General features: G+C 63.8%; 16 protein-coding genes. 7 read left to right on the top strand and 9 right to left on the bottom strand.

All coding sequences use genetic code 11. From position 1 onward, the window contains the following. The first annotated feature begins 15 nt into the window (after nucleotides 1-15). Complete coding sequence (locus O7A05_RS19300; protein ID WP_337094582.1) at nucleotides 16-1,449, top strand: FAD-binding oxidoreductase; 1,434 nt, start codon at nucleotides 16-18, stop codon at nucleotides 1,447-1,449. A 185-nt stretch (nucleotides 1,450-1,634) separates the two neighbouring features. Next, the gene (locus O7A05_RS19295) at nucleotides 1,635-2,201 is read left to right on the top strand and encodes a DUF6101 family protein (RefSeq protein ID WP_337094581.1); all 567 of its coding nucleotides are present in this window, start codon (nucleotides 1,635-1,637) and stop codon (nucleotides 2,199-2,201) included. A gap of 170 nt (nucleotides 2,202-2,371) precedes the next feature. On the opposite strand, the gene ubiA is transcribed toward O7A05_RS19295, so the two are convergent. Beyond that, nucleotides 2,372-3,355, bottom strand: a complete 984-nt coding sequence (gene ubiA, locus O7A05_RS19290) for a 4-hydroxybenzoate octaprenyltransferase (protein WP_337094602.1) — start codon at nucleotides 3,353-3,355, stop codon at nucleotides 2,372-2,374. A 52-nt stretch (nucleotides 3,356-3,407) separates the two neighbouring features. After that, nucleotides 3,408-4,319, bottom strand: coding sequence for a LysR family transcriptional regulator (locus O7A05_RS19285; RefSeq protein WP_337094580.1), 912 nt, complete (start codon nucleotides 4,317-4,319; stop codon nucleotides 3,408-3,410). A 141-nt stretch (nucleotides 4,320-4,460) separates the two neighbouring features. On the opposite strand from O7A05_RS19285, the gene O7A05_RS19280 reads away from it, so the two are divergent. Together O7A05_RS19280 and purD are read left to right on the top strand one after the other, a co-directional pair. Beyond that, complete coding sequence (locus tag O7A05_RS19280; RefSeq protein WP_337094579.1) at nucleotides 4,461-5,255, top strand: phytanoyl-CoA dioxygenase family protein; 795 nt, start codon at nucleotides 4,461-4,463, stop codon at nucleotides 5,253-5,255. A 190-nt stretch (nucleotides 5,256-5,445) separates the two neighbouring features. Next, complete coding sequence (gene purD, locus O7A05_RS19275; RefSeq protein WP_337094578.1) at nucleotides 5,446-6,726, top strand: phosphoribosylamine--glycine ligase; 1,281 nt, start codon at nucleotides 5,446-5,448, stop codon at nucleotides 6,724-6,726. Between the two features lie 9 nt (nucleotides 6,727-6,735). Here purD and melA (O7A05_RS19270) read toward each other — a convergent pair whose 3' ends face one another. The 6 genes from melA (O7A05_RS19270) to melA (O7A05_RS19245) all read right to left on the bottom strand — a co-directional run bounded on the left by melA (O7A05_RS19270) (nucleotide 6,736) and on the right by melA (O7A05_RS19245) (nucleotide 15,712). Then, on the bottom strand, nucleotides 6,736-8,106 hold the full coding sequence (gene melA, locus O7A05_RS19270; RefSeq protein ID WP_337094577.1) for an alpha-glucosidase/alpha-galactosidase: 1,371 nt from the start codon (nucleotides 8,104-8,106) through the stop codon (nucleotides 6,736-6,738). 20 nt (nucleotides 8,107-8,126) lie between these two features. Then, complete coding sequence (locus tag O7A05_RS19265; protein WP_337094576.1) at nucleotides 8,127-9,797, bottom strand: ABC transporter ATP-binding protein; 1,671 nt, start codon at nucleotides 9,795-9,797, stop codon at nucleotides 8,127-8,129. 9 nt (nucleotides 9,798-9,806) lie between these two features. Next, a complete protein-coding gene (locus O7A05_RS19260; RefSeq protein ID WP_337094575.1) occupies nucleotides 9,807-10,940 on the bottom strand; it encodes an ABC transporter permease in 1,134 nt (377 codons plus the stop codon). Continuing rightward, the gene (locus O7A05_RS19255; RefSeq protein ID WP_337094574.1) at nucleotides 10,941-11,948 is read right to left on the bottom strand and encodes an ABC transporter permease; all 1,008 of its coding nucleotides are present in this window, start codon (nucleotides 11,946-11,948) and stop codon (nucleotides 10,941-10,943) included. Nucleotides 11,949-12,059: 111 nt separating this feature from the next. Further along, on the bottom strand, nucleotides 12,060-14,141 hold the full coding sequence (locus O7A05_RS19250; protein WP_337094573.1) for an ABC transporter substrate-binding protein: 2,082 nt from the start codon (nucleotides 14,139-14,141) through the stop codon (nucleotides 12,060-12,062). 104 nt (nucleotides 14,142-14,245) lie between these two features. Then, nucleotides 14,246-15,712, bottom strand: a complete 1,467-nt coding sequence (gene melA, locus O7A05_RS19245) for an alpha-glucosidase/alpha-galactosidase (protein ID WP_337094572.1) — start codon at nucleotides 15,710-15,712, stop codon at nucleotides 14,246-14,248. Between the two features lie 246 nt (nucleotides 15,713-15,958). On the opposite strand from melA (O7A05_RS19245), the gene O7A05_RS19240 reads away from it, so the two are divergent. Next, a complete protein-coding gene (locus O7A05_RS19240) occupies nucleotides 15,959-16,801 on the top strand; it encodes an AraC family transcriptional regulator (protein ID WP_415927027.1) in 843 nt (280 codons plus the stop codon). Between the two features lie 42 nt (nucleotides 16,802-16,843). On the opposite strand, the gene O7A05_RS19235 is transcribed toward O7A05_RS19240, so the two are convergent. After that, nucleotides 16,844-18,007: a glycoside hydrolase family 25 protein gene (locus tag O7A05_RS19235; protein ID WP_337094569.1), complete on the bottom strand. Its 1,164-nt coding sequence runs from the start codon at nucleotides 18,005-18,007 to the stop codon at nucleotides 16,844-16,846. Nucleotides 18,008-18,256: 249 nt separating this feature from the next. Here O7A05_RS19235 and O7A05_RS19230 point away from each other — a divergent pair, with 249 nt between their 5' ends. Together O7A05_RS19230 and O7A05_RS19225 are read left to right on the top strand one after the other, a co-directional pair. Then, nucleotides 18,257-19,141, top strand: coding sequence for an AraC family transcriptional regulator (locus O7A05_RS19230; protein WP_337094568.1), 885 nt, complete (start codon nucleotides 18,257-18,259; stop codon nucleotides 19,139-19,141). A 296-nt stretch (nucleotides 19,142-19,437) separates the two neighbouring features. Beyond that, nucleotides 19,438-20,520 carry an ABC transporter substrate-binding protein gene (locus tag O7A05_RS19225; RefSeq protein WP_337094566.1) on the top strand — a complete coding sequence of 361 codons (1,083 nt, stop codon included), beginning with the start codon at nucleotides 19,438-19,440 and terminating at the stop codon, nucleotides 20,518-20,520. The last annotated feature ends 19 nt before the right edge of the window (nucleotides 20,521-20,539 follow it).

Below are 20,539 nucleotides of genomic sequence, written 5' to 3'. Positions count from 1 at the left end.
CTCTAGGTTCTCGCCATGAACGATCAGCCCTTCGATCTCGATCCCGCCATCATCAACCGTTTCGCGGCCATCGTCGGCGACAAATATGCATTGCGCGACCAGGCCGACATCGCGCCTTACATCACCGAGCGGCGCGGCCTATGGCACGGCCGGACATCGCTGGTGCTGCGCCCCGGCAGCGTCGAGGAAGTGAGCCGTATCATGCGCCTTGCGACCGAGACCGGAACGCCGATTGTGCCGCAAAGCGGCAACACCGGATTGGTCGGCGCCCAGGTGCCGGACAAATCCGGCCGCGACATCGTGCTCTCGCTATCGCGGCTGAACCGCATCCGCGAGATCGACGTTCTGTCGAACACGGTGACGGTCGAGGCCGGCGTCATCCTGCAGACGCTGCAGGAGGCGGCCGACGCCGCCGATCGGCTGTTTCCGCTCTCGCTCGCTGCCCAGGGCTCCTGCCAGATCGGCGGCAATCTCTCCTCCAACGCCGGCGGCACCGGTGTGCTTGCCTATGGCAATGCGCGCGAGCTCTGCCTCGGCGTTGAAGTGGTGCTGCCGACCGGCGAGGTGTTCGACGATTTGCGCAAGCTGAAGAAGGACAACACCGGCTACGATCTGAAGAACCTCTTCGTCGGTGCCGAAGGCACGCTCGGCATCATCACCGCCGCGGTGCTGAAACTCTTTCCGAAGCCGAAGGGCAGGGAGGTAGCCTTTGCCGGCCTGCCATCGTCGCCAAAAGACGCGCTGTCGCTGTTCACCCTGGCGATGGACAGGGCCGGCGCGTCGTTGACCGCTTTCGAGCTGATCGGCAAAAGGCCATACGATTTCACGCTCAAGCACGGGCAAGGCATCACGCGGCCGCTGGCCGACGACTGGCCGTGGTATGTGCTGATGCAGATCTCGTCCGGCCGCTCCGAGGAAGACGGCAGGGCGCTGATCGAAGAAATCCTGGCCGAGGCTCTCGAGCAGGGCATCGTCGGCGACGCGGTGGTGTCGGCAAGCCTTGCCCAGGGCGACGCCTTCTGGAATTTCCGCGAGACGCTTCCCGAGTGCCAGAAGCCCGAGGGCGCTTCGATCAAGCACGACATTTCGGTGCCGACCGCCTCGATCCCCGAGTTCATCGAAAAGGCGGCCGGCGTGGTGGAGGGGGTCTGCCCCGGCGCGCGCGTGGTCTGCTTCGGTCACATGGGCGACGGCAATCTGCACTACAACATCTCGCGTCCCGTGGATTGGCAGGACGAGGCGTTCCTCGAACTCTACCACCCTATGAACCACGCCGTGCACGATGTCGTGCGCTCCGTCCATGGCTCGATCTCGGCCGAGCACGGCATCGGCCAATTGAAGCGCGACGAGCTGATAGCCACGGCCCCGCCGATGGCGATCGACCTGATGCGCCGCGTGAAGGCGGCCTTCGATCCGGCCGGCATCATGAATCCCGGTAAGGTTATCTGATCCTTCCTGGATCCGGTGGCCGGTCGCATTCCGATAACCATCGGCTCAGATCAGCAAAATTTAACCGACTTTCTTAAGCGCGCCGGTAAGAAGCGAGCGCTAATATTTCTTCCCATAACGAGGCCGGAAAAACCGGCCCTGAGAGAACCGGAAAACGGCCCTCAGGACTAACAGGGAAGACATCGATGAACACTGGACTGAAGCCAGTCTGGGCCGGGCGCAACATGCGTCTCGACCCGTTTCGCCTGCCGCAGATGGTGAGCTACGCCACCCGCGACGACTATGGCGATGTGACCTTCACCATCGACCAGCGCGGCGCGGTCATCCGCCGTGTGCTGGAGATGAGCGGCGTGCCAGCGATCATCGCGCTGCCCCCCAATGCGTTCCGCGGCGTCGCCGCCCGCGCCATGGAGGATCCGGACGGCAATGTCACCGTGACGCTCGAACTCCTGCACAATGATCCGATGCTGTCGGTGCCGCTGCTTGTCGCCGACGATCTCGAGGACGTCGCCGCCGACTGGCGCGCCTGGGCCGACGCCTATCGCCTGCCGATGCTGCTGATCGAGGCCGATGGCATCGCCCGCACGCTGGAAGAATCGCTCGGCGCTGCCATCAAGGCGCTGCCGCCGCAGGAGCGCCGCAAGGGCCGCGCCTCCACCATGCGCCGCCCGCGCTTCCTCGCCCGCCGCAAGGCCGGCAATCTGGGGCTGAGACTGGTTATCGACGGCCAGGAGATTATCGCAAGGGAGTAGCGCGATTCTCCCTTCTCCCCTTGCGGGAGAAGGTGTCGCCGAAGGCGACGGATAAGGGGTGCTCCAGGGAATGCCAACGCCTCACTCCGCTGGAACACCCCTCATCCGTCTCGGCGCTGCGCGCCGATCCACCTTCTCCCACAACAAGGGGAGAAGGGAAAGCGGCGCCGCTACACCAGCGGCTTCAGCCATATCCACACCGAGCCGCCGATCAGGCCGAGGAAGATCAGCCAGCCGACCTGGTTGTTCGACTTGAACAATTTCAGGCACTGGTCCGGATTGTTGATGTCGAGCCGGATGATCTGGCGCGCCATATGTGCGCCGGCGGCGATCAGCCCGGCCAGCGCCACCACCGGCACCTGCGCCGAGGCAAAGGCGAGGGCGAAGCAGATCAGCGCGCCGCCATAGAGCCCGGTGAGCCAGGTCTTGGTGTTGTCGCCGAACAGCCGCGCCGTGGAGCGCACGCCGACGATGGCGTCATCTTCTTTGTCCTGATGAGCGTAGATCGTATCGTAGCCGATCACCCACAGGATCGAGCCGATATAGAGCATGATCGCCGGATCATCGATGTCGCCGAACTCGACCGCCCAGCCCATCAGCGCGCCCCAGGAGAAGGCCAGCCCCAGCACGAGTTGCGGCCAGTTGGTGATGCGCTTCATGAACGGGTAGACGGCGACGATCGCCAGCGAGGCGATGCCGAGCGGAATGGCGAAGCTGTTGAACTGCAACAGCACGGCAAGCCCGATGAGCGCCTGGATGATGACGAATGCCCAAGCCTGGCGGCGGGTCACCTTGCCGGCGGGCAGCGGCCGCGAGCGCGTGCGCTCGACCTGGTTGTCGATGTCCTCGTCTGCGAGGTCGTTATAGGTGCAGCCGGCGCCGCGCATGGCGACCGCGCCGATGAAGAACAACAGCAGATACCAAGGCGCCGGAAGCAACGTCAGCAGCGGGTCGGTCGGGCGCGGATAGGCGCCCGCGGCGAGCGCCGCCGACCACCAGCAGGGCCACAACAGCAGCTGCCAGCCGATAGGCCTGTCCCAGCGCGCAAGCTGCGCATAGGGCCACAGCCAGCGCGGCAGCACCCGATAGACCCAATGGCCGCTCGGCGCATCGGCGACGCGGCCCTGGATCGCTTTCGACTGGACGGTTTCCATCATGTTGAAGTGACAGTCGCGAGTGGCGCCGTCAAGCGGGACGCTGTGTCGCTTAACCAGTGAAAACATCGTGACCGGCAAACCATGCCTTGGCGACTTCGATGAAGGCAAGGGCCGCCTTCGACAGGCGCTGGCGCGTGTCGTGGGTGAGGATGATGCGCTGCATCGGCAGCGGATCGGAGAGCGGCTTGCAGACCAGCGGCAGGCCGTCATAGCTGCGGTCGCCATGGGGCCTCGTGTAGCTGACCGCGACGCCGAAGCCGTTGGCCACCATGGAGCGCTGCAGCTCGAACGAACTCGTCGTCGCCCGCGCGACCGGCGACAGGCCGCGGCTGAGGAAGAGGTCGAGCATATGCTGCCAGCTATGCGGCTGGTCGGTGGTGATCAGAGGATGCTGCGCGAGTTCTGCCAGGCTGACCGCGTGCTTGTCCGCCAGCTCATGGCCGGCCGGCAAAAGCGCGTGCGGCCGCAGCTCGTGCAGGAGAATGCGCTTGAAATGCCCGGGCAGGCCGAGATCGTAGGTGAGGCCGAGATCGACGGCGCTGTCGGCCAGGCGCCGCCCCAGCGTATCGAAGGTTTCATCGCCGATGACGACGGTGACAGCCGGGCAGCGCTCGGCGAAGGCGCGCATCAGCGCCGGCGCGAAATAGGGCGCCAGATCCTCGAAGCAGCCGCGCACCAGTTCGCCGCCGACATCGGCGTTGCGCGAACCGAGCGCCGCCAGTTCGTCCGCCTCGCCCAACACCTGCCTTGCCTTGGCCACAGCCCTGCGGCCGAAGGATGTCAGCGAAACGCCACTGCCGCGCTGGCGCACGAACAGTTTCTGGCCAAGGTCGGCCTCGACATTGTCGATCGCCACCGAGATCGACGGCTGCGACACGTTCAGCGCCTGGGCTGCCGCGGTCACGCTGCCATAGCGGGCGACGGCAACGACATAGCGCAACTGGGTGAGGGTCAGCCTCATAGGCACAAACTATAAATCAGATGACAAGTTATTATTTTACGCGATGTCGGGCGCTTGCGATAGTCGCGTCGCCCACGAGCAATTCCGGGAAATGTGCAGCCGTTTTCCGTCCGGATTACGTCAACAAAGAGATCGAGCGCCATGGCCAGCCCAAAGATCGATGCTTCGACGATTGCCGATTATCAGCGCGACGGCGCGGTCTGCATTCGCGGCGCCTTCAAGGACTGGGTCGACGTGATCGCCGACGGCATCGAGCGCAATATGCGCAACAGCAGCGCCACCGCTTCCGACATCGCCGGCGGCAAGGGCAGCTTCTTCGACGATTATTGCAACTGGGAGCGCATCCCGGAATTCGTCAGGATCGTCAGGGAATCGCCGGCCGCCGAGCTCGCGGCCGCGGTCATGCAGTCGCGCAGCGCCCAATTCTTTCACGACCACGTCCTAGTCAAGGAGCCCGGCACGCAGAAGCCGACGCCCTGGCACCAGGACATCCCCTATTACTTCGTCGACGGCAGCCAGACGGTTAGCTTCTGGATCCCGATCGATCCGGTGAAGGAAGCGACGCTGAGGCTGATCGCCGGCTCGCACAAATGGGAAAAGATGGTGCTGCCGGTGCGCTGGCTGAACGACGCCAATTTCTACGCTGGCGAGGGCGACTACCTGCCGGTGCCCGATCCCGACAACGACCCGTCGATGAAGGTTCTGGAATGGGAGATGGAGCCGGGCGACGCCATCCTCTTCGACTTCCGCACCGCGCATGGCGCGCGCGGCAACCTGACCGCGGCGCGGCGCCGGGCGCTGTCGCTGCGCTGGGTCGGCGACGACGCGCATTATGTCGAGCGTCCCGGCCGCACCTCGCCGCCCTATCCCGGCCACGACATGAAGCCCGGCCAGAAACTGCGCGAGGATTGGTTTCCCATCGTTTTCCAAAGCTGAGGCATTTTCCAGAGCTGAGCCGCTCTCCGAAGCTTCCGTTTTCCCCGACCGGTCAAATTCGGCACCTGTCTCATTGGCCTTGATGAGGCCCCTGTTCTCGTGCGCAATTGCCGCCAAAATGCCAAGACGCCTTGACCCGTCGCCCGCGGACCAATAGCGGGTTCAGGGAGACGATCAGCAAGAGGTGGCCATGAACGTTCTTCTTCTCGGTTCGGGTGGCCGCGAACATGCGGTGGCCTGGAAGATGTCCGCCTCGCCGCTGTTGACGAAGCTCTACGCCTTGCCCGGCAATCCGGGCATCGGCCGCATCGCCGAACCGGTGAAGCTCGACGTCGCCGACCATTCCACTGTGGCCGCCTTCTGCCAGGAAAAGAAGATCGATCTGGTGGTGGTCGGTCCGGAAGGGCCGCTGGTCGCCGGCATTGCCGATGATCTGCGCGCCTGGGGCATCCGCGTCTTCGGTCCGTCAAAGGCCGCGGCAAGGCTCGAAGGCTCGAAGGGCTTCACCAAGGATCTTTGCGCCAAGTTCAACATTCCGACCGCCGCCTATGGCCGTTTCAGCGACCTCGCCTCGGCGAAAGCCTATGTCAAGAAGACCGGGGCGCCGATCGTCATCAAGGCCGACGGGCTCGCCGCCGGCAAGGGCGTTACCATCGCCATGACGCTCGATGAGGCGAACGCCGCGCTGGAAGCCTGTTTCGACGGCGCCTTCGGCGCGGCCGGCGCCGAGGTCGTGGTCGAGGAATATCTGACCGGCGAGGAGGCGAGCTTCTTCTGCCTGTGCGACGGCGCCACCGCGCTGCCCTTCGGCACCGCGCAGGACCACAAGCGCGTCGGCGACGGCGATACCGGGCCGAACACCGGCGGCATGGGCGCCTATTCGCCGGCGCCGGTGATGACACCGGAAATGACCGAGCGCACCATGCGCGAGATCATCGAGCCGACCATGCGCGGCATGGCCAATCTCGGCGCGCCTTTCGCCGGCATCCTCTTTGCCGGCCTTATGATCACCGACCACGGCCCCAAGCTGATCGAATACAACACCCGTTTCGGCGACCCTGAATGCCAGGTGCTGATGATGCGGCTGAAGGACGACCTGCTCGTCCTGCTCAACGCCGCCGTCGACGGCCAGCTCGCGCATATGTCTATCCGCTGGAGCGACGAGACGGCGTTGACCGTGGTGATGGCGGCGCGGGGCTATCCCGGCACGCCGGAAAAAGGTTCGGTCATCCGCGGCCTCGACGAAGCGGAAGGCGAGGGCGTCCAGGTCTTCCACGCCGGCACCGCCATCAATGGCGGCGCGCTGGTCGCCAATGGCGGCCGCGTGCTCAACGTCACCGCGCTCGGCAAGACCGTCGGCGAGGCGCAGGCCAAGGCCTACGCGGCGATCGAGCAAATAGACTGGCCGCAAGGCTTTTATCGCCACGACATCGGCTGGCGCGCCGTCGAGCGCGAGAAGGCCGGGGCGTAATCCCGGAGTTCAGGCGGCCGCGCTCTTGCGCCGGCCTCGCGCCCAGGCCGGCAGCCAGTCGCCATGTGCGGCAAGCAGGTCGTCGACCAACGACCAGATCTGATCGAGGTCGAGCTCGGCCGCCGTGTGCGGGTCCATCATCGCCGCGTGGTAGATGTGCTCGCGGTTTTCGCTCATCAGCGCTCGCACCGTCAGCTCCTGCACATTGATATTGGTGCGGATCAGCGCCGTCAGCTGCGGCGGCAATTCGCCGATGTAAGTGGGCTGGATGCCGGAGGCATCGACCAGGCACGGCACTTCCGCCGCGCAGTCGAAAGGCAGCGAGGTGATGCAGCCATTGTTGCGCACATTGCCGTAGATAACCGACGGCTCGCCGGTCCACACCGAATTCATGATCGAGGAAGCATACTCCCTGGATTGCTCGACTTCGATTCGGTCGGCCGAGCGATAGGCCTCCGCCTGGCCCTTCCAGCGCTCGATCTGCTCGATGCAGCGTTTCGGATATTCGTCGAGCGGAATGCCGTATTTCTCGATCAGGTCGGGTCGGCCGTCCTTGATGAAATAGGGCGTGTATTCGGCGAAATGCTCGGAGCTCTCGGTGACGAAATAGCCGAGCCTGGTCAGCATCTCGTAGCGCACCTTGTTCGGGCAGCGCGGGTTCCAGCCGGGTTTTGGCGCACGACCCTCGCGATAGGCGCGCACGAGGTCGGGGTAGAGGTCGCGGTAGGTGCCGTCCGGCTGGCGATGCTCGAACTTCAAATAGAAGGCCATGTGATTGATGCCGGCCGAGCGGTAGCGGATCTCCTCATAGGGAAGGTCGAGATCGTGCGCCAATTCCATCGCCGTGCCCTGCACCGAGTGGCAGAGCCCGACCTGCTTGATCTTGGGATATTTCTCGGCGATCGCCCAGGTGTTGATCGCCATCGGGTTGACATATTGCAGCATGATCGCTTCGGGGCAGACTGCGAGCATGTCCTCGCAGATCTTCCATAGATGCGGCACGGTCCTCAGGCCCCGCATGATGCCGCCGACGCCGAGCGTGTCGGCGATCGTCTGGCGCAGGCCGTATTTCTTCGGCACCTCGAAATCGGTCACGGTGCAGGGCTCGTAGCCGCCGATCTGGAAGGCGACGACGACGAAGTCGGCACCGGAAAGCGCCTTGCGCTGGTCGGAATAGGTCTCGGCCTTCGCCTTGACGCCGAGCGTCGCGATCAGCTTGTTGACGACGATGGCGCTCTCTTCCAGCCGCTGCGGGTTGATGTCCATCAATGCGATCGTCGCGCCCGACAGCGCCGGCCGCTGCAGCACGTCGCCGACGATGTTCTTCATGAACACCGTCGAGCCGGCGCCGATGAACGCGATCCTGGGATTTCTTGCCACTGTAAAAACCTCCGGCACTTCTAGGCCACGTCGAAAGCGGCCCTGACGAGCCGTTCCGTGTAGGCGGTCTTGGGATTGGAAAGGACCTCGTCGACGGGTCCCTGTTCGACGATCTTGCCGTGCTGCATGACGATGACGCGATGGCACAGCGCTCGCACCACCTTGAGATCGTGCGAGATGAAGAGATAGCTGAGACCCCGCTCGTCCTGCAGCTTGCGCAACAGGTCGATGATCTGCGCCTGCACGGAAAGGTCGAGCGCCGAAGTCGGCTCGTCGAGCAGGATGAATTCGGGCTCCAGCGCAATCGCCCGCGCGATCGCGATGCGCTGCCGCTGGCCGCCGGAGAATTCATGCGGGAAGCGCGACAGGATATTGCCGGGCATGCCGGCGCTGACCAGCGCCTCGCGCACCCGCTCGTTCCGCTCGCGCCGCGTCGCACCCAGCCTGTTGACGACCAGCCCTTCCTCGATGATCTGGCCGATCGTCATGCGCGGGTTGAGCGAGGAGAACGGATCCTGGAACACGATCTGCATGCGCGAGCGCAGCGGCCGCATCTCGGCCCGCGCGAGACCCTGGATCGGCTGGTCGTCGAAACGGATCTCCCCGCGCTTGGCGTCGAGCAACCGAAGCAGGGCTTGCCCGAAAGTGGTCTTGCCGGAGCCGGATTCGCCGACCAGACCAAGGGTCTCATGGCGGCAAAGTTTCAGGCCGAGATCGTCGACCGCGACCAGCTCGCGCCAGTCCGGCTTCATGAAAGAGCCGTGGCGCAGCATGAAACAGACGCGCACCCCATTCGCCTCGAGGATCGTGCGGGACTGGTCGGGCAGCACCTTCGGCCGTCCGTGCGGCTCGGAGGCGAGCAGCCGCTGCGTGTAGGGATGTTGGGGATTGGCAAAGAGCCGCTCGGTGACGTTATGCTCGCGCATCTCGCCATGCTGCATGACATAGACGTAGTCGGAGAACTTGCGCACCACGGTGAGATCGTGCGTGATCAGGATCACCGCCATCCGCAGCTCTTTCTGCAGGTTGCGGATCAGGTTCAGGATCTGCGCCTGCACGGTGACGTCGAGCGCGGTGGTCGGCTCGTCGGCGATCAGCACGTCGGGTTCGTTGGCCAAGGCCATGGCGATCATGACACGCTGCCGCTGGCCGCCCGAGAGCTGATGTGGATACTGCTTGAGCCTTGCCTCCGGCTCGGGAATCTGGACATGCCGCAAAAGCTCGAGCGCTCGCGCCCAGGCCTTCTTGCGGCCGACTCTGCGATGCACCCTGATCGCCTCGACGATCTGGCTGCCGACCGTATAGATCGGGTTCAGCGAGCTCATCGGCTCCTGGAAGATCATCGAGATGCGGTTGCCGCGCAGCTTGCGCCGGGCGCTCTCGGGGAATTTCAGGATGTTCTGCCCGCAATAGTCGACGCACGACCGCGGCGAAACCGTCGCCCGGCGCGATAAAAGCCCCATGACGGTGCGCGCCGTCACCGACTTGCCTGAGCCGGACTCGCCGACGATTGCGATCGTCTCGCCGCGATAAAGCTGGAACGAGACGTCCTTTACCGCCTCGACGGTGCCGTGCTCGACCTTGAAGGCAACCTCGATGTTGCGCGCGTCGATGATGGGCTGTTCATGGCGCGCGTCATGGTCGAGCCGGACGGCTGGCGCGAAATTGTCTGCGAGCGCGATCGTAGTCATCCGGCCACCTCAATAGGGATCGACGGCATCGCGCAGGCCGTCGCCCAGCGCGTTGAAGGCAAAGACGGTGATCAGCACGAAGCCGACCGGCGACAGGATCCAGGGATAGGTGCCGATGACCGAATAGGTCGCCGTGTCCTGCAGCATCAACCCCCAGGAAATCAGCGGCGGCTTCACCGCGAAGCCGAGGAAGCCGAGAAAGGATTCGAGCAGCACCACGGTCGGGATCGCCAGCGTCACCGCGACGATCACGTGGCTCATCACATTGGGGAAGATGTGCTGCATGATGATGCGCCGGTCTGTGGCGCCCACCGCCATGGCGGCGCGCACATAGTCGATCCGCGCCAGCGCCAGTGTCTTGCCGCGCACTTCGCGCGACATCTGCGCCCAGCCCAGCGCCGACATGACGACGATGACGAAGGCGAGGAAGACATTCGTCGGTGCTGTCACGGGGATCAGCGTCGTCAGCGCGAGATAGAGCGGCAGTTGCGGGAAGGCGAGCACCAGCTCGACGAAGCGCTGCATCCAGACATCGAACTTGCCGCCGAAATAGCCGGAGACCATGCCGACGGTGGTGCCGATCACGGTGATGATGAAGACCACCGTCAGCGCGATCATCAGCGATACGCGCGAGCCGTGGATGGCGCGCGACAGCACGTCGCGGCCGAACTTGTCGGTGCCGAGGAAATGCACCGGCTGACCGTCCATCGAGCCGAAGAAGTGCCGGTTCGCAGGGATGAGCCCAAAGAGCTTGTAGGGCGCACCCTCGACGAAGAATCCGAGCAGCCGCGGATGGTCGTAGTCAGGCCCGACGATCGGCTGGAAGGTGACCGGATCGAGGTCGGTCGAATCGGCCAAGGCATAGATTCTCGGCCGCGCGACGAAATTGCCGTTCTTGTCGTGCAAGACGGGCAGTTGCGGCGGCGCGAAGGCCACATCGGTCGCCTTCGGATCGGAGGGCGCCAGGAAATCCGCGAATACCGCCATGACAAGCAGGAGCACGACCAGGCACAGCCCGGCCATTCCTGTCCAGGAACGCTTCAGGCGGCGCCAGACAAGGGCGATATAGCTCTCATTGCCTTGGGCGGGTTCTGCTACTGTGCCTTCGGCCGGCGGCGGGGGAGACGGGTCGCGCGCCAGCATCTAGCGCTCCCCGAACTGGCGGATGCGGGGATCGAGCAGCACGAGCAGCATGTCGGCAACGATGTTGCCGACGATCAGCGTCGCCGACAGCACCATCATGAAGGTCGCCGTGACATAGACGTCGCCTACCGCCATCGAGCCGACGATCGCCGGCCCGACGGTAGGCAGCGCGAAGATGATCGCCGTCTCGATCTCGCCGGTCAGCATGTAGGGCAGCACCACGCCCTGGTACATGACGAGAGGATGCAACGCGTTGGGCACGGCGTGCCGCATCACCACAGCGCCGCCGGTCAGGCCTTTGGCCTTGGCCGTCTCGACATATTGCGCGTTGAGCGTGTCGAGCAGATTGCCGCGCATCACGCGCATATTGTAGGCGAGCCCGCCGAAGGTCGCGATCGCCACAACCGGCCAGACGTGCTTGACCAGATCGACGAACTTCGCCCACGACCAGGGCGCGCCGCCATATTGCGGCGAGAAGAACGAGCCGATCTCAGAGACGTTGAACTGGAAGACCAGCAGATAGACGATGATCAGCGCCATCAGGAAGCGCGGCACCGTCATGCCGAGGAACGAGATCGCCGAAAGTGTCGAGTCGATCCAGCTATACTGCCTTGTCGCCGCCCATATGCCGAAGGTGATGCCGAGCACCGAGGCGAGCAGATGGCAGACCAGCGCCAGAAGCAAGGTGCGCGGCAGGCGCTCGCCCACCACATCGGCCACCGGCTTGTTGTAATAGAGGCTGTAGCCGAAATCGCCGCGCGTGACGATGTCGCCGATCCAGTTGAGATACTGGACGGGCAGCGGCTTATCGAGGCCGTGTTCGACACGGTAAGCCTGGGCTTGCGCATCCGCTTCGGCATAGGACGCGCCGCCCTGGTTGATCAGCTGCGATTTGATGTAGTCGGCATAGTCGCCAGGCGGCGCCTGGATGATGGCGAAGGTGACGAGGCTCAAGATTGCGAGGACGGGAAGCGCCGACGCTATGCGCATAAGCAGGAATCGCAACATCCGATGGTCCACTTCCCTTCTTCCCGGCCGCTTCTGGGGCGCCTCCGAGATTTGGTTATGTCCCGCCGCGCCAGCGGCGCGACCGGAGTTCTCTTCGTCAGGGGAGGTTAACTAGTTCATCGGGCCCTTGTCTCCGGGCTTGCCGGGAAGCTCCTCGGGGAAGAGCTCATACTTCGCTTCCTTGTCGGCGGCGACGAAGACGCGTTCGCGGATGATCGAATCCTCGGCCCAGTTGAACATGTAGATCGGCGTGCCCTGCGGGATGTTGGAGAAGCGCTTGTTGACGATCAGCGCTCCAGGATATTCCGTCAGGCCGACATTGTAGACGTTTTCCGTCGATATCTTCTGGAACTTTCGCATCAGGTCGGCGCGCTCGTCATTGTCCTGCGTCGCGACGAACTTGTTGACGATGTCGACAAGGTCCTTCTCGAACGGCATCAGGTCGACCTCCCCGCTTTCCGGCGCGCGATGGTTCCAGCTGGTCTTCGGACCGACGGGAGCGAGCTGCTCGGTGTTCTGCACCACGGAAGTCAGTTCGGTCTCATTGCGCCGGATCAGCCAGTCGAAGCGGCCGGAATATTGGGTTGCATCGCGCTGCGTGCCGTTGACGCCGTTGATGACCACCCTCAGCCCAAGCTTTTCCATTTGGGCGACGACGCCCTCGGCAAGGCTCTTGTCGGTCGTGTAGTCGTTGTTGACCAGCATCACGATCTCGACATTCTTGCCGCCGGCCGTACCGGCCGGGAAGTTCACGAAACCGTCGCCATCAGTGTCCTTGAGACCGGCCTTGGCAAGTTCGGCTTTGGCGCCTTTGAGATCGAAGGAATAGTAGACGGTCGATTTGCGGTCATAGAAGCTGGTGCCCGAGGAGAAGCCGCCCGGATAGATGGCGGTGAACGGGCCCTTGACCAGCGAGTCGCCGAGTGCCTTGCGGTCGAGCGCCATGGTGACCGCCTTGCGGAAATCCTCGTTGCGGTTGAGCTCACGCAGCGCTTGGCCGCGCTCGTCCGGGTTGCCCCAGCCATTGGCGGAAAAATTCATGCGCAGATTGTAACCGATGAGGCGGGGACCGAAGGCAAGCCGTGCCGGCGCGTTCTTCTCGGCGGCACGCTTCAGCGAGGCGACGAAGTTCTCCGGCTGCTCCAGGTTGGAGAAGTCGCCCGAGCCCGCCACCGCTTGGACGTCGCGATCGGCCCAGGTCGAGAGCTTGTATTGCAGCTCGTTGAGGTAGGGCAGTTGGTTGCCCTTCTCGTCGACCTTCCAATAGTAGGGATTGCGGCGCAGGACGATGATGTCGTCCGGCCGGTATGCTACCGGCACCCAGGCGCCCATCACCGGCATGTTCATGAATTCCGGCGGGAAGGCGTTCTTGAACTGGTCGTAGGTGTTCTTCGAATATTTCGGATGCTGCGGCTTCAATATGTGCGACGGGCCGGGGCAGAAAGTGCCATAGGCCATCGCAAAGAGATATTGCTTCGGGAACGCCGCCTTGAAGGTCCATTCCACGGTGTAGTCGTCGATCTTCTTAAGCGTCGTGCCGACGCCGAAGGTTTCCTGCGTCGCGCCGTTCAGCGGCGAGACGTTGGGATCGAGCACTTCGTCCTCCCAATAGAACATAACGTCGTCGGCGTTGAAGGGTGCGCCGTCCGACCATTTGGCGCCTTCGATCAGATGCATGGTGAGCTTGTGGCCGTCCTTCGACCATTCCCAGCTCTTGGCGAGGTTGGGCAGCGGCTCGATGTCCTTGGCTTCGACCTGGAACAGCGGCGCCGTGCGCGTCAGGCATTCGGACAGGCCGATGTCGATGCCGCCCCAGCCTTGCGTCTGGCCGGCGCCATAGTTCCAGCCTTCCGGCCTTCCGCCGATGACGTGGCGCATCGTGTCGCCATAGACGCCGATGCCGTCCGGCATGTTGCCCGTCCTGAAGACCAGGGGCTCCTTGGGCAGCCTGTCCTTGACCGGCGGCAGCTTGCCGGCCTTGACGTATTTCTCGGTCACCCAGCCCGGCTCGTGATATTCGGGCAGCGCCTTGAACTCCAGGATGGAGTCGCGCGCCACATAGTGGATCTTGCCCTCGGCCGGAAACGTCGCCGGTTCCGGCGGGATCGTCGGCTCGGATGCGAAAGCGTGTGCCGGAATGGCAGCGCTCACCGCCAGTCCGGCGGCAAAGCCAATTCTGCGTAAGGTCCTCATCGTCTCCTCCCAGTTGTTTTGGACGCCTGCTGCTGCCCGCCTCTTGTTCTGGACGGCTGATCTGGCGGACGCGCCTCCTGCATGTCCGCCTGCCTGCCCGTATCTCAGCCGGCCTGTTTGAGTGCCGCCTTTTCGGCGCGCAGTTCCTCGATCGAGCGCACGTTGCGCCTGGCCGCGCCGGCCCATTCGCGGGTCTTGACCTTGGCTTTCGAAAGCCGCTCCTTTGCCGCCGGAACGGCATCGGCATATTGCGGCAGCCAGGCGGCCTGGGCGACGACCATCTCGTCCACCATCTGCCAGACCTCTTCCGGCGTCGACACCGCGCCGACCAGCGGGTCATGCAGGACGGCGAGCTTCAACAGGTCGATGTCGCCGGCGATCGCGGCATGCACCGACATGCGCTGCACATTGATCGCGGCCATGCAGGTGGCCGCGCAGGCCTCCGGCAGCGTGATGCCGGCCGCCATGTTGATGCCGAAGCGGTCGACGAAACCGGGTGACTCGATGATGGCGTCCTGCGGCAGGTTGGTGATCACGCCGTTGTTCTTGACATTGAAGTGGCCGCGATAGACGCGGTTCGTCTCAAGCGCTTCGAGAATGTGGCTGGCATGCTCGTTGGAGCGCTTTGCCGGGTCGATCGGCTTCGACGCCGCTTCGAGGAATTGCGGATATTCCGTCTCGAACCAGTTGCGGGTCTCGGTCGAGTAGCGCAGATAACCGCCGGTCTCGCCATGAATCCAGTCCGACATGTCGATCCAGCGCGTGATCTCGTCGGGGCGCTTGCGATACCAAGGCAGATATTCGGAGAGATGCCCGTTGCTTTCGGTCGAATAGACGCCGAAGCGCTTCAAAACGTCGATGCGCAGCTTCTCCTGCTTCGAATAGACGGGGTGGGCCTCGAAGGCGGCGACCAGCTCGTCCTTGCCGATCGGCCGGCCGTTCAGCCTGAGCTCGATAAACCAGGTCTGATGGTTGATGCCGGAGCAGACATAGTCGAGCTCCTTGGGCGACTTTGCGCCGAGCACTTCGGCGATCTGCTCGGCGCCGTGCTGCACGCCGTGGCACAGGCCGACCGTGTCCACTTTGCCGTACTCAATCGCGGCCCAGGTGTTCATGGCCATAGGGTTGGCATAGTTCAGGAACTTGGCGCCGGTGTCGGCGACCTCGCGGATGTCCCGGCAGAAGTCGAGGATCACCGGAATGTTGCGCTGGCCGTAGAGGATGCCGCCGGCGCAGATCGTGTCGCCGACGCACTGGTCGATGCCATATTTGAGCGGGATGCGGATGTCGTCCGCATAGGCCTCCAGTCCGCCGACGCGCACGCAGCTGATGATGTAGCGCGCGCCCTCCAGCGCCTTGCGGCGGTCGGTCGTTGCCGTCACCTTGGTCGGCAGCTTGTTCGCTTCCACGATCCTGTCGAGGATCGCCTTGATCATCCCGAGATTGTGCTCGCTGATGTCGGTCAGCGCGCATTCGATGTCCTTGAATTCCGGCACGCACAGGATGTCGGTGAACAGCTTCTTGGTGAAGCCGACGCTGCCGGCGCCGATAATAGCGATTTTGAAACTCATCACCTTCACCTCGATCCAATCGAATGCTAGGCAAGGAGCAACGGAGGAGAACATGGCCGCACGCAACAGCGCGCATGCCAGTCAAGGCCGGAAATCCGGCTTTTCTCCTCCCACCCGCTCCTCGACCGCGGGTCTTTCGCGTTCTGAGAGGCCGGATTATGCGCTTATTCGCCGGCGCGACCAGAGAAGGATTATGCTTTCGAGGGTAATTTTGTGCTGCATGACCTGATCGCCAACGGAAAGCTGATGCGGACGATCTCGCTGCCGCGCGGCCGCCAGCGCCTGCACGCCATGCCGACCAGCACCGGCTATGAAGTGCGCGAGGCCGAGACCTACGACTGGGACGGGCGAAAGCGCGGCCAGACCCCGTTCACGGTTCTCCAGCATACGATCAGCGGCACCGGTCAGCTGCGTTACGAGAGCCGCAACTATCGTCTGCAGGCGAACGATACGCTGCTGGTTCTGGTGCCGCACAACCATCGCTACTGGTTGGCCAAGGGCGACCGCTGGGAATATTTCTGGATATCGATGAACGGCGAGGAGGCGCTTCGCGTCCACAAATCTATCCTCAGCGTCTCGGGCCCGGTGTTCCGGCTGCAGCCGGCGACCATCGATCACCTTGCCGATTGCAGCCTGCGGCTGATCAAGGGCGCCGCGTCGCCAGGCGCGGCCTCCGCGATCGCCTATGAGGCGGCGATGGCCCTCTATGACGATGTCTTCGGCTCGCATGCCTTCGCGGAGAAGCAGAGCGCCATGCAGCCTGTCATCGACCACATCAACGCCAATCTCGACAAGCCGCTGCCGGTGGCGGAGCTGGTCGAAATCAGCGGCCTCAGCCGCGCCCATTTCTCGCGCTGCTTCGCCGAGAGCGAAGGGCTGCCGCCGGCCGAATTCGTCTTGCAGCAGCGCCTGCAGCGCGCGGCGAAACTCCTGACCAAGGCGGATTTCCTGCCGGTGAAGGAGGTCGCGGTGCTGTGCGGCTTCGAGGATGCGAACTATTTTTCGAAGGTCTTTCGCCGCTGCTATGGCATCAACCCGACACAGTTTCGCACCACCGGCATGTATGCGAGCCTCGGCAGCCATCGCTGATGTCCCCCTGGGCTCTTGGAAGAATTCGGGCTTTGGAAGAAGTCAGCGCTTGGCGCTGTCGAGCGCCGTCGAGGCGGTGCTGACTGGATCGGCCGCGGAGGCGAAAGCCGCGTCGATCTGCTCGGGCGTGCGCTGTCCGGAGCGTTTCCAGGCGACATATTGCACGATGCCGAAGCTGGCACGCCGCGGCACCGTCTTCACCACCGGCATGCGGAACCCGTCGCGGAATTTCTGCCAGCGCGCGCCGAGGACCGCGACCATTTCCTCGACCGTCGGCGGCGTCGCCACGTCGGCATAGGTGATGGTGACCTTGCCGGCGAGGGCTCTTTCGCGCGAGAGTGGCACCGGGATCGAGGCGAGGTAATCGGCCGGCACGTCGAGCAGGCCGCCAAAGGCCCATTGCCGGCGCAGCTCATCGGCGCTCATCGGCGCGACGCTGACATCGATGTCATTGGGCGTGCCGGGCACGCGGTAGGGACAACGGAAGCGGCCGCAATTGGTGTGCGCCGAGAATTGCCAGAGCGCGTAGCCCTGCCAGTTGCCCATCGGGAAATGCACGTCGATGTCGGGCTTGTATCGCGCATACCAGAGCGGCAGCCGCGACAGGAGGCGATACTGGTAGCGGTTGTCGGCGATATACTGGGCGGTCTTGCCGTTGACATAGAGCACCGGGAAGCGGCCGAGGCGGCGATGCAGCTGGCGCACGAATTCCTCGGCGTCTTCCAGCGACATCCATTGCGTTGGATCGATGCCTTCGATGTCGAGGGCCATCAGCTCGTCCGGCGCCGGCTCGGCGAAATCGATGAAATTATTCGCCTGCTCGACCGGATTGCCGGGCCGCGCCATGTGATAGGCGCCCCATTTCAAGCCAAGCGCCTTGGCCACGACCTTGCGCGTCTGGAACAATTCGCGCGTCACCGCATAGCGCTTCCACTGCGCCTTGCAGAGTTTGACGTCGGCTTCGGCGCCGAAACAGACATAGGGCGGCGGCAATCCGTCGGACGCCTTGTTGATGAAGCCGGCGATGCGCTTGTCGGTGACGAGCTGCTGCCAGTCGATCGAATTGTATTCGTAGGCGTCGATCACCAGCGGGCGGTCGGCATTCTTCCACGGCTCGGAGAAATCCGAGGCCTTTGCCGCCGTGCCCAGCGCAACCGCCGCCGCGAGAAGCGCCAGGCGGCGAAGAGGGCGCGCCGGCTTTTTCAATCAGGGTGTCCCCACTGACCAGGAAACGATCCTGAACCGCTATGGTTAAGGAAGTGCTTCAGAACATCGGCTGCTTCGACCTCCTCCAAAACGTCAAAAAAGTATCAGTGGGGTGGACAAGCCGTGGTGGCAGGCGTTTCAATTGCCGCCTAAGCTTTCAATCACGGCGGCCAGTGGGAATACACGAGCCTGCCTGACGAAGCGCAGCAACCGGTCCCAAGACCGGACCCGCGCGGGGAGGAAATGAAGATGAATCCGGACCTGGAAGTCGTCCAGATCAGACAGGGAGAGTCGTTCAAGGCTTGGGCCCACGGCTACCCTTTCCGCACTGTCCGCTGGCACTTCCATCCCGAGTACGAGCTGCATCTGGTCGTGGCCACCACCGGCCGCTATTTCGTCGGCGACTTCATCGGCGAGTTCGAGCCGGGCAATCTGGTGCTCACCGGGCCCAACCTGCCGCACAACTGGGTCAGCGACGTGCCGCCGGGCGAGACCGTGCCGCTGCGCGGCCGAGTCGTGCAGTTCTCGGAAGAATTCATCGCCGGCGCCTCCGCTGCCTTGCCCGAACTTGCCGCCTGCGCCGGCATCCTCGAAACCAGCCGCCGCGGCGCGCTGTTCTCGCCGGCGACGGCTGAGCTCGTGGCGCCCCTGCTGGCGGAACTGACCGAGGCGCAGGGCGTGCGCCGCCTGTCGCTGTTCATGGCCGTGCTCGATATATTGAACCGCGCCGGCGACGTCCGCACGCTGGCCAGCGCGGGCTATCTGCCCGACCCTTCGGGCTTCATGTCGGCCGGCATCAACCAGGCGCTCGCTTACATCAACTGCCACCTGACCGAGCCGTTCAGCGAAGGCACTCTGGCCGAGATCGCCGGGCGCAGCCCGAGCGCCTTCTCGCGCAGCTTCCGCCGCCACACCGGGATGGCGCTGGTGCAGTATGTCAACCGTCTGCGCATCAACCTTGCCTGCCAGCTCTTGATGAGCGAGGCGCAGATGTCGATCACCGAAATCTGCTATGCCGCCGGCTACAACAACATCTCGAATTTCAATCGCCAGTTCCTGGCGCAAAAAGGCATGTCGCCTTCGCGCTTCAGGGCCTTGCTGGCTGAGAACGTCAACGCGGAGATTGCCGCCTAACAGGGAGGAGCGGGAGGAGCCTAAAGCGGTTCCGGTCAGAAAGATCTTTCGTCCGGAATTGCATCGACAAAGAAACATTCAGGGAAGGAAAGAGGCGGGGTGCAGGGCACCCTGTGCTGGGGTTCGTTTGCCCGAAATCCAGCACGTTCAGGAGGATGTCTGCGTGGTTAATCGGGATCCATCGATCCTCAGCCGCGATCATACTCCTTTCAACAGTTCGACATGCAGTCAAGGCCTGGCGCATGGTTCACCGCGCAGGTCCTCGTGAAACCATTTCTCGAAACGGAGACATTCGAATGACCAGACATGCTAGGAAATCGCCGTTTGCCTTGAAGTCGACAATCGCGGCCGTTTTCGCGGTCTCGCTGCTCGGCAGCACCGCGGCATTTGCCGACACCGTCACCGACGCCACGGTTGCCTTCCTGATGCCCGACCAGGCGTCGACCCGCTACGAGCAGCACGACTATCCCGGCTTCGTCGCCGAGATGAAGAAGCTCTGCCCTGGATGCAAGGTGATCTACCAGAACGCTGACGCCGATGCGGCGCGCCAGCAGCAGCAGTTCAATTCGGTGATCTCGCAGGGCGCCAAGGCCATCGTGCTCGACCCGGTCGATTCGACCGCCGCCGCCTCGCTGGTGAAGCTCGCGCAGAGCCAGGGCGTCAAGGTGATCGCCTATGACCGGCCCATCCCGACGGCGCCCGCCGATTTCTACGTGTCCTTCAACAATGAAGGCATCGGCAAGGCCATCGCCGACTCGCTGGTCGAGCACCTCAAGGCTTTGAAAGTCGATCCGGCCGGCGGCGGTCTGCTGCAGATCAACGGCTCGCCGACCGATGCTGCCGCCGGCCTGATCAAGAAGGGCATCCATGAGGGTCTCGACAACAGCGGCTATCCGATCCTGGCCGAGTTCGACACGCCGGAATGGGCGCCGCCGAAGGCGCAGCAATGGGCGAGCGGACAGATCACCCGCTTCGGCGCCAAGATCCTCGGCGTCGTCGCCGCCAATGACGGCACTGGCGGCGGCGCGATCGCCGCCTTCAAGGCGGCCGGCGTCGATCCGGTTCCGCCGGTGACCGGCAACGACGCGACGATCGCCGCGCTGCAGCTGATCATTGCCGGCGACCAGTACAACACCATCTCCAAGCCGAGCGAGATCGTTGCGGCCGCCGCGGCCAACGTGGCCGTCAAGCTCTTGTCGGGCGAGAAGCCGAAGGCCGAGATGACGCTTTACGACACACCCTCGCAGCTCTTCACGCCGGCGGTGGTGACGCAGGAGAACCTCAAGGCCGAGATCATCGACAAGAAGATCAACACGGCCGCCGAGCTCTGCGTCGACCGTTATGCCGAGGGCTGCAAGAAGCTCGGCATCACCAAGTGATCATAGGGCATCCGGCCGC

Origin of the sequence: Mesorhizobium argentiipisi (SeqCode) (assembly GCF_037179585.1) — a bacterium.
In the GTDB taxonomy this organism is placed as follows: domain Bacteria; phylum Pseudomonadota; class Alphaproteobacteria; order Rhizobiales; family Rhizobiaceae; genus Mesorhizobium; species Mesorhizobium argentiipisi.
This window is presented reverse-complemented; position numbering and strand designations above follow the sequence as displayed.

What these genes read in the sequence shown, in the direction of transcription:
- O7A05_RS19300 (WP_337094582.1), top strand. Translation starts at nt 16, where the DNA reads ATGAACGATCAGCCCTTCGATCTCGATCCCGCCATCATCAACCGTTTC.
- O7A05_RS19295 (WP_337094581.1), top strand. Translation starts at nt 1,635, where the DNA reads ATGAACACTGGACTGAAGCCAGTCTGGGCCGGGCGCAACATGCGTCTC.
- ubiA (WP_337094602.1), bottom strand. Translation starts at nt 3,355, where the DNA reads ATGGAAACCGTCCAGTCGAAAGCGATCCAGGGCCGCGTCGCCGATGCG.
- O7A05_RS19285 (WP_337094580.1), bottom strand. Translation starts at nt 4,319, where the DNA reads ATGAGGCTGACCCTCACCCAGTTGCGCTATGTCGTTGCCGTCGCCCGC.
- O7A05_RS19280 (WP_337094579.1), top strand. Translation starts at nt 4,461, where the DNA reads ATGGCCAGCCCAAAGATCGATGCTTCGACGATTGCCGATTATCAGCGC.
- purD (WP_337094578.1), top strand. Translation starts at nt 5,446, where the DNA reads ATGAACGTTCTTCTTCTCGGTTCGGGTGGCCGCGAACATGCGGTGGCC.
- O7A05_RS19265 (WP_337094576.1), bottom strand. Translation starts at nt 9,797, where the DNA reads ATGACTACGATCGCGCTCGCAGACAATTTCGCGCCAGCCGTCCGGCTC.
- O7A05_RS19260 (WP_337094575.1), bottom strand. Translation starts at nt 10,940, where the DNA reads ATGCTGGCGCGCGACCCGTCTCCCCCGCCGCCGGCCGAAGGCACAGTA.
- O7A05_RS19255 (WP_337094574.1), bottom strand. Translation starts at nt 11,948, where the DNA reads ATGTTGCGATTCCTGCTTATGCGCATAGCGTCGGCGCTTCCCGTCCTC.
- O7A05_RS19250 (WP_337094573.1), bottom strand. Translation starts at nt 14,141, where the DNA reads ATGAGGACCTTACGCAGAATTGGCTTTGCCGCCGGACTGGCGGTGAGC.
- melA (WP_337094572.1), bottom strand. Translation starts at nt 15,712, where the DNA reads ATGAGTTTCAAAATCGCTATTATCGGCGCCGGCAGCGTCGGCTTCACC.
- O7A05_RS19240 (WP_415927027.1), top strand. Translation starts at nt 15,959, where the DNA reads ATGCGGACGATCTCGCTGCCGCGCGGCCGCCAGCGCCTGCACGCCATG.
- O7A05_RS19230 (WP_337094568.1), top strand. Translation starts at nt 18,257, where the DNA reads ATGAATCCGGACCTGGAAGTCGTCCAGATCAGACAGGGAGAGTCGTTC.
- O7A05_RS19225 (WP_337094566.1), top strand. Translation starts at nt 19,438, where the DNA reads ATGACCAGACATGCTAGGAAATCGCCGTTTGCCTTGAAGTCGACAATC.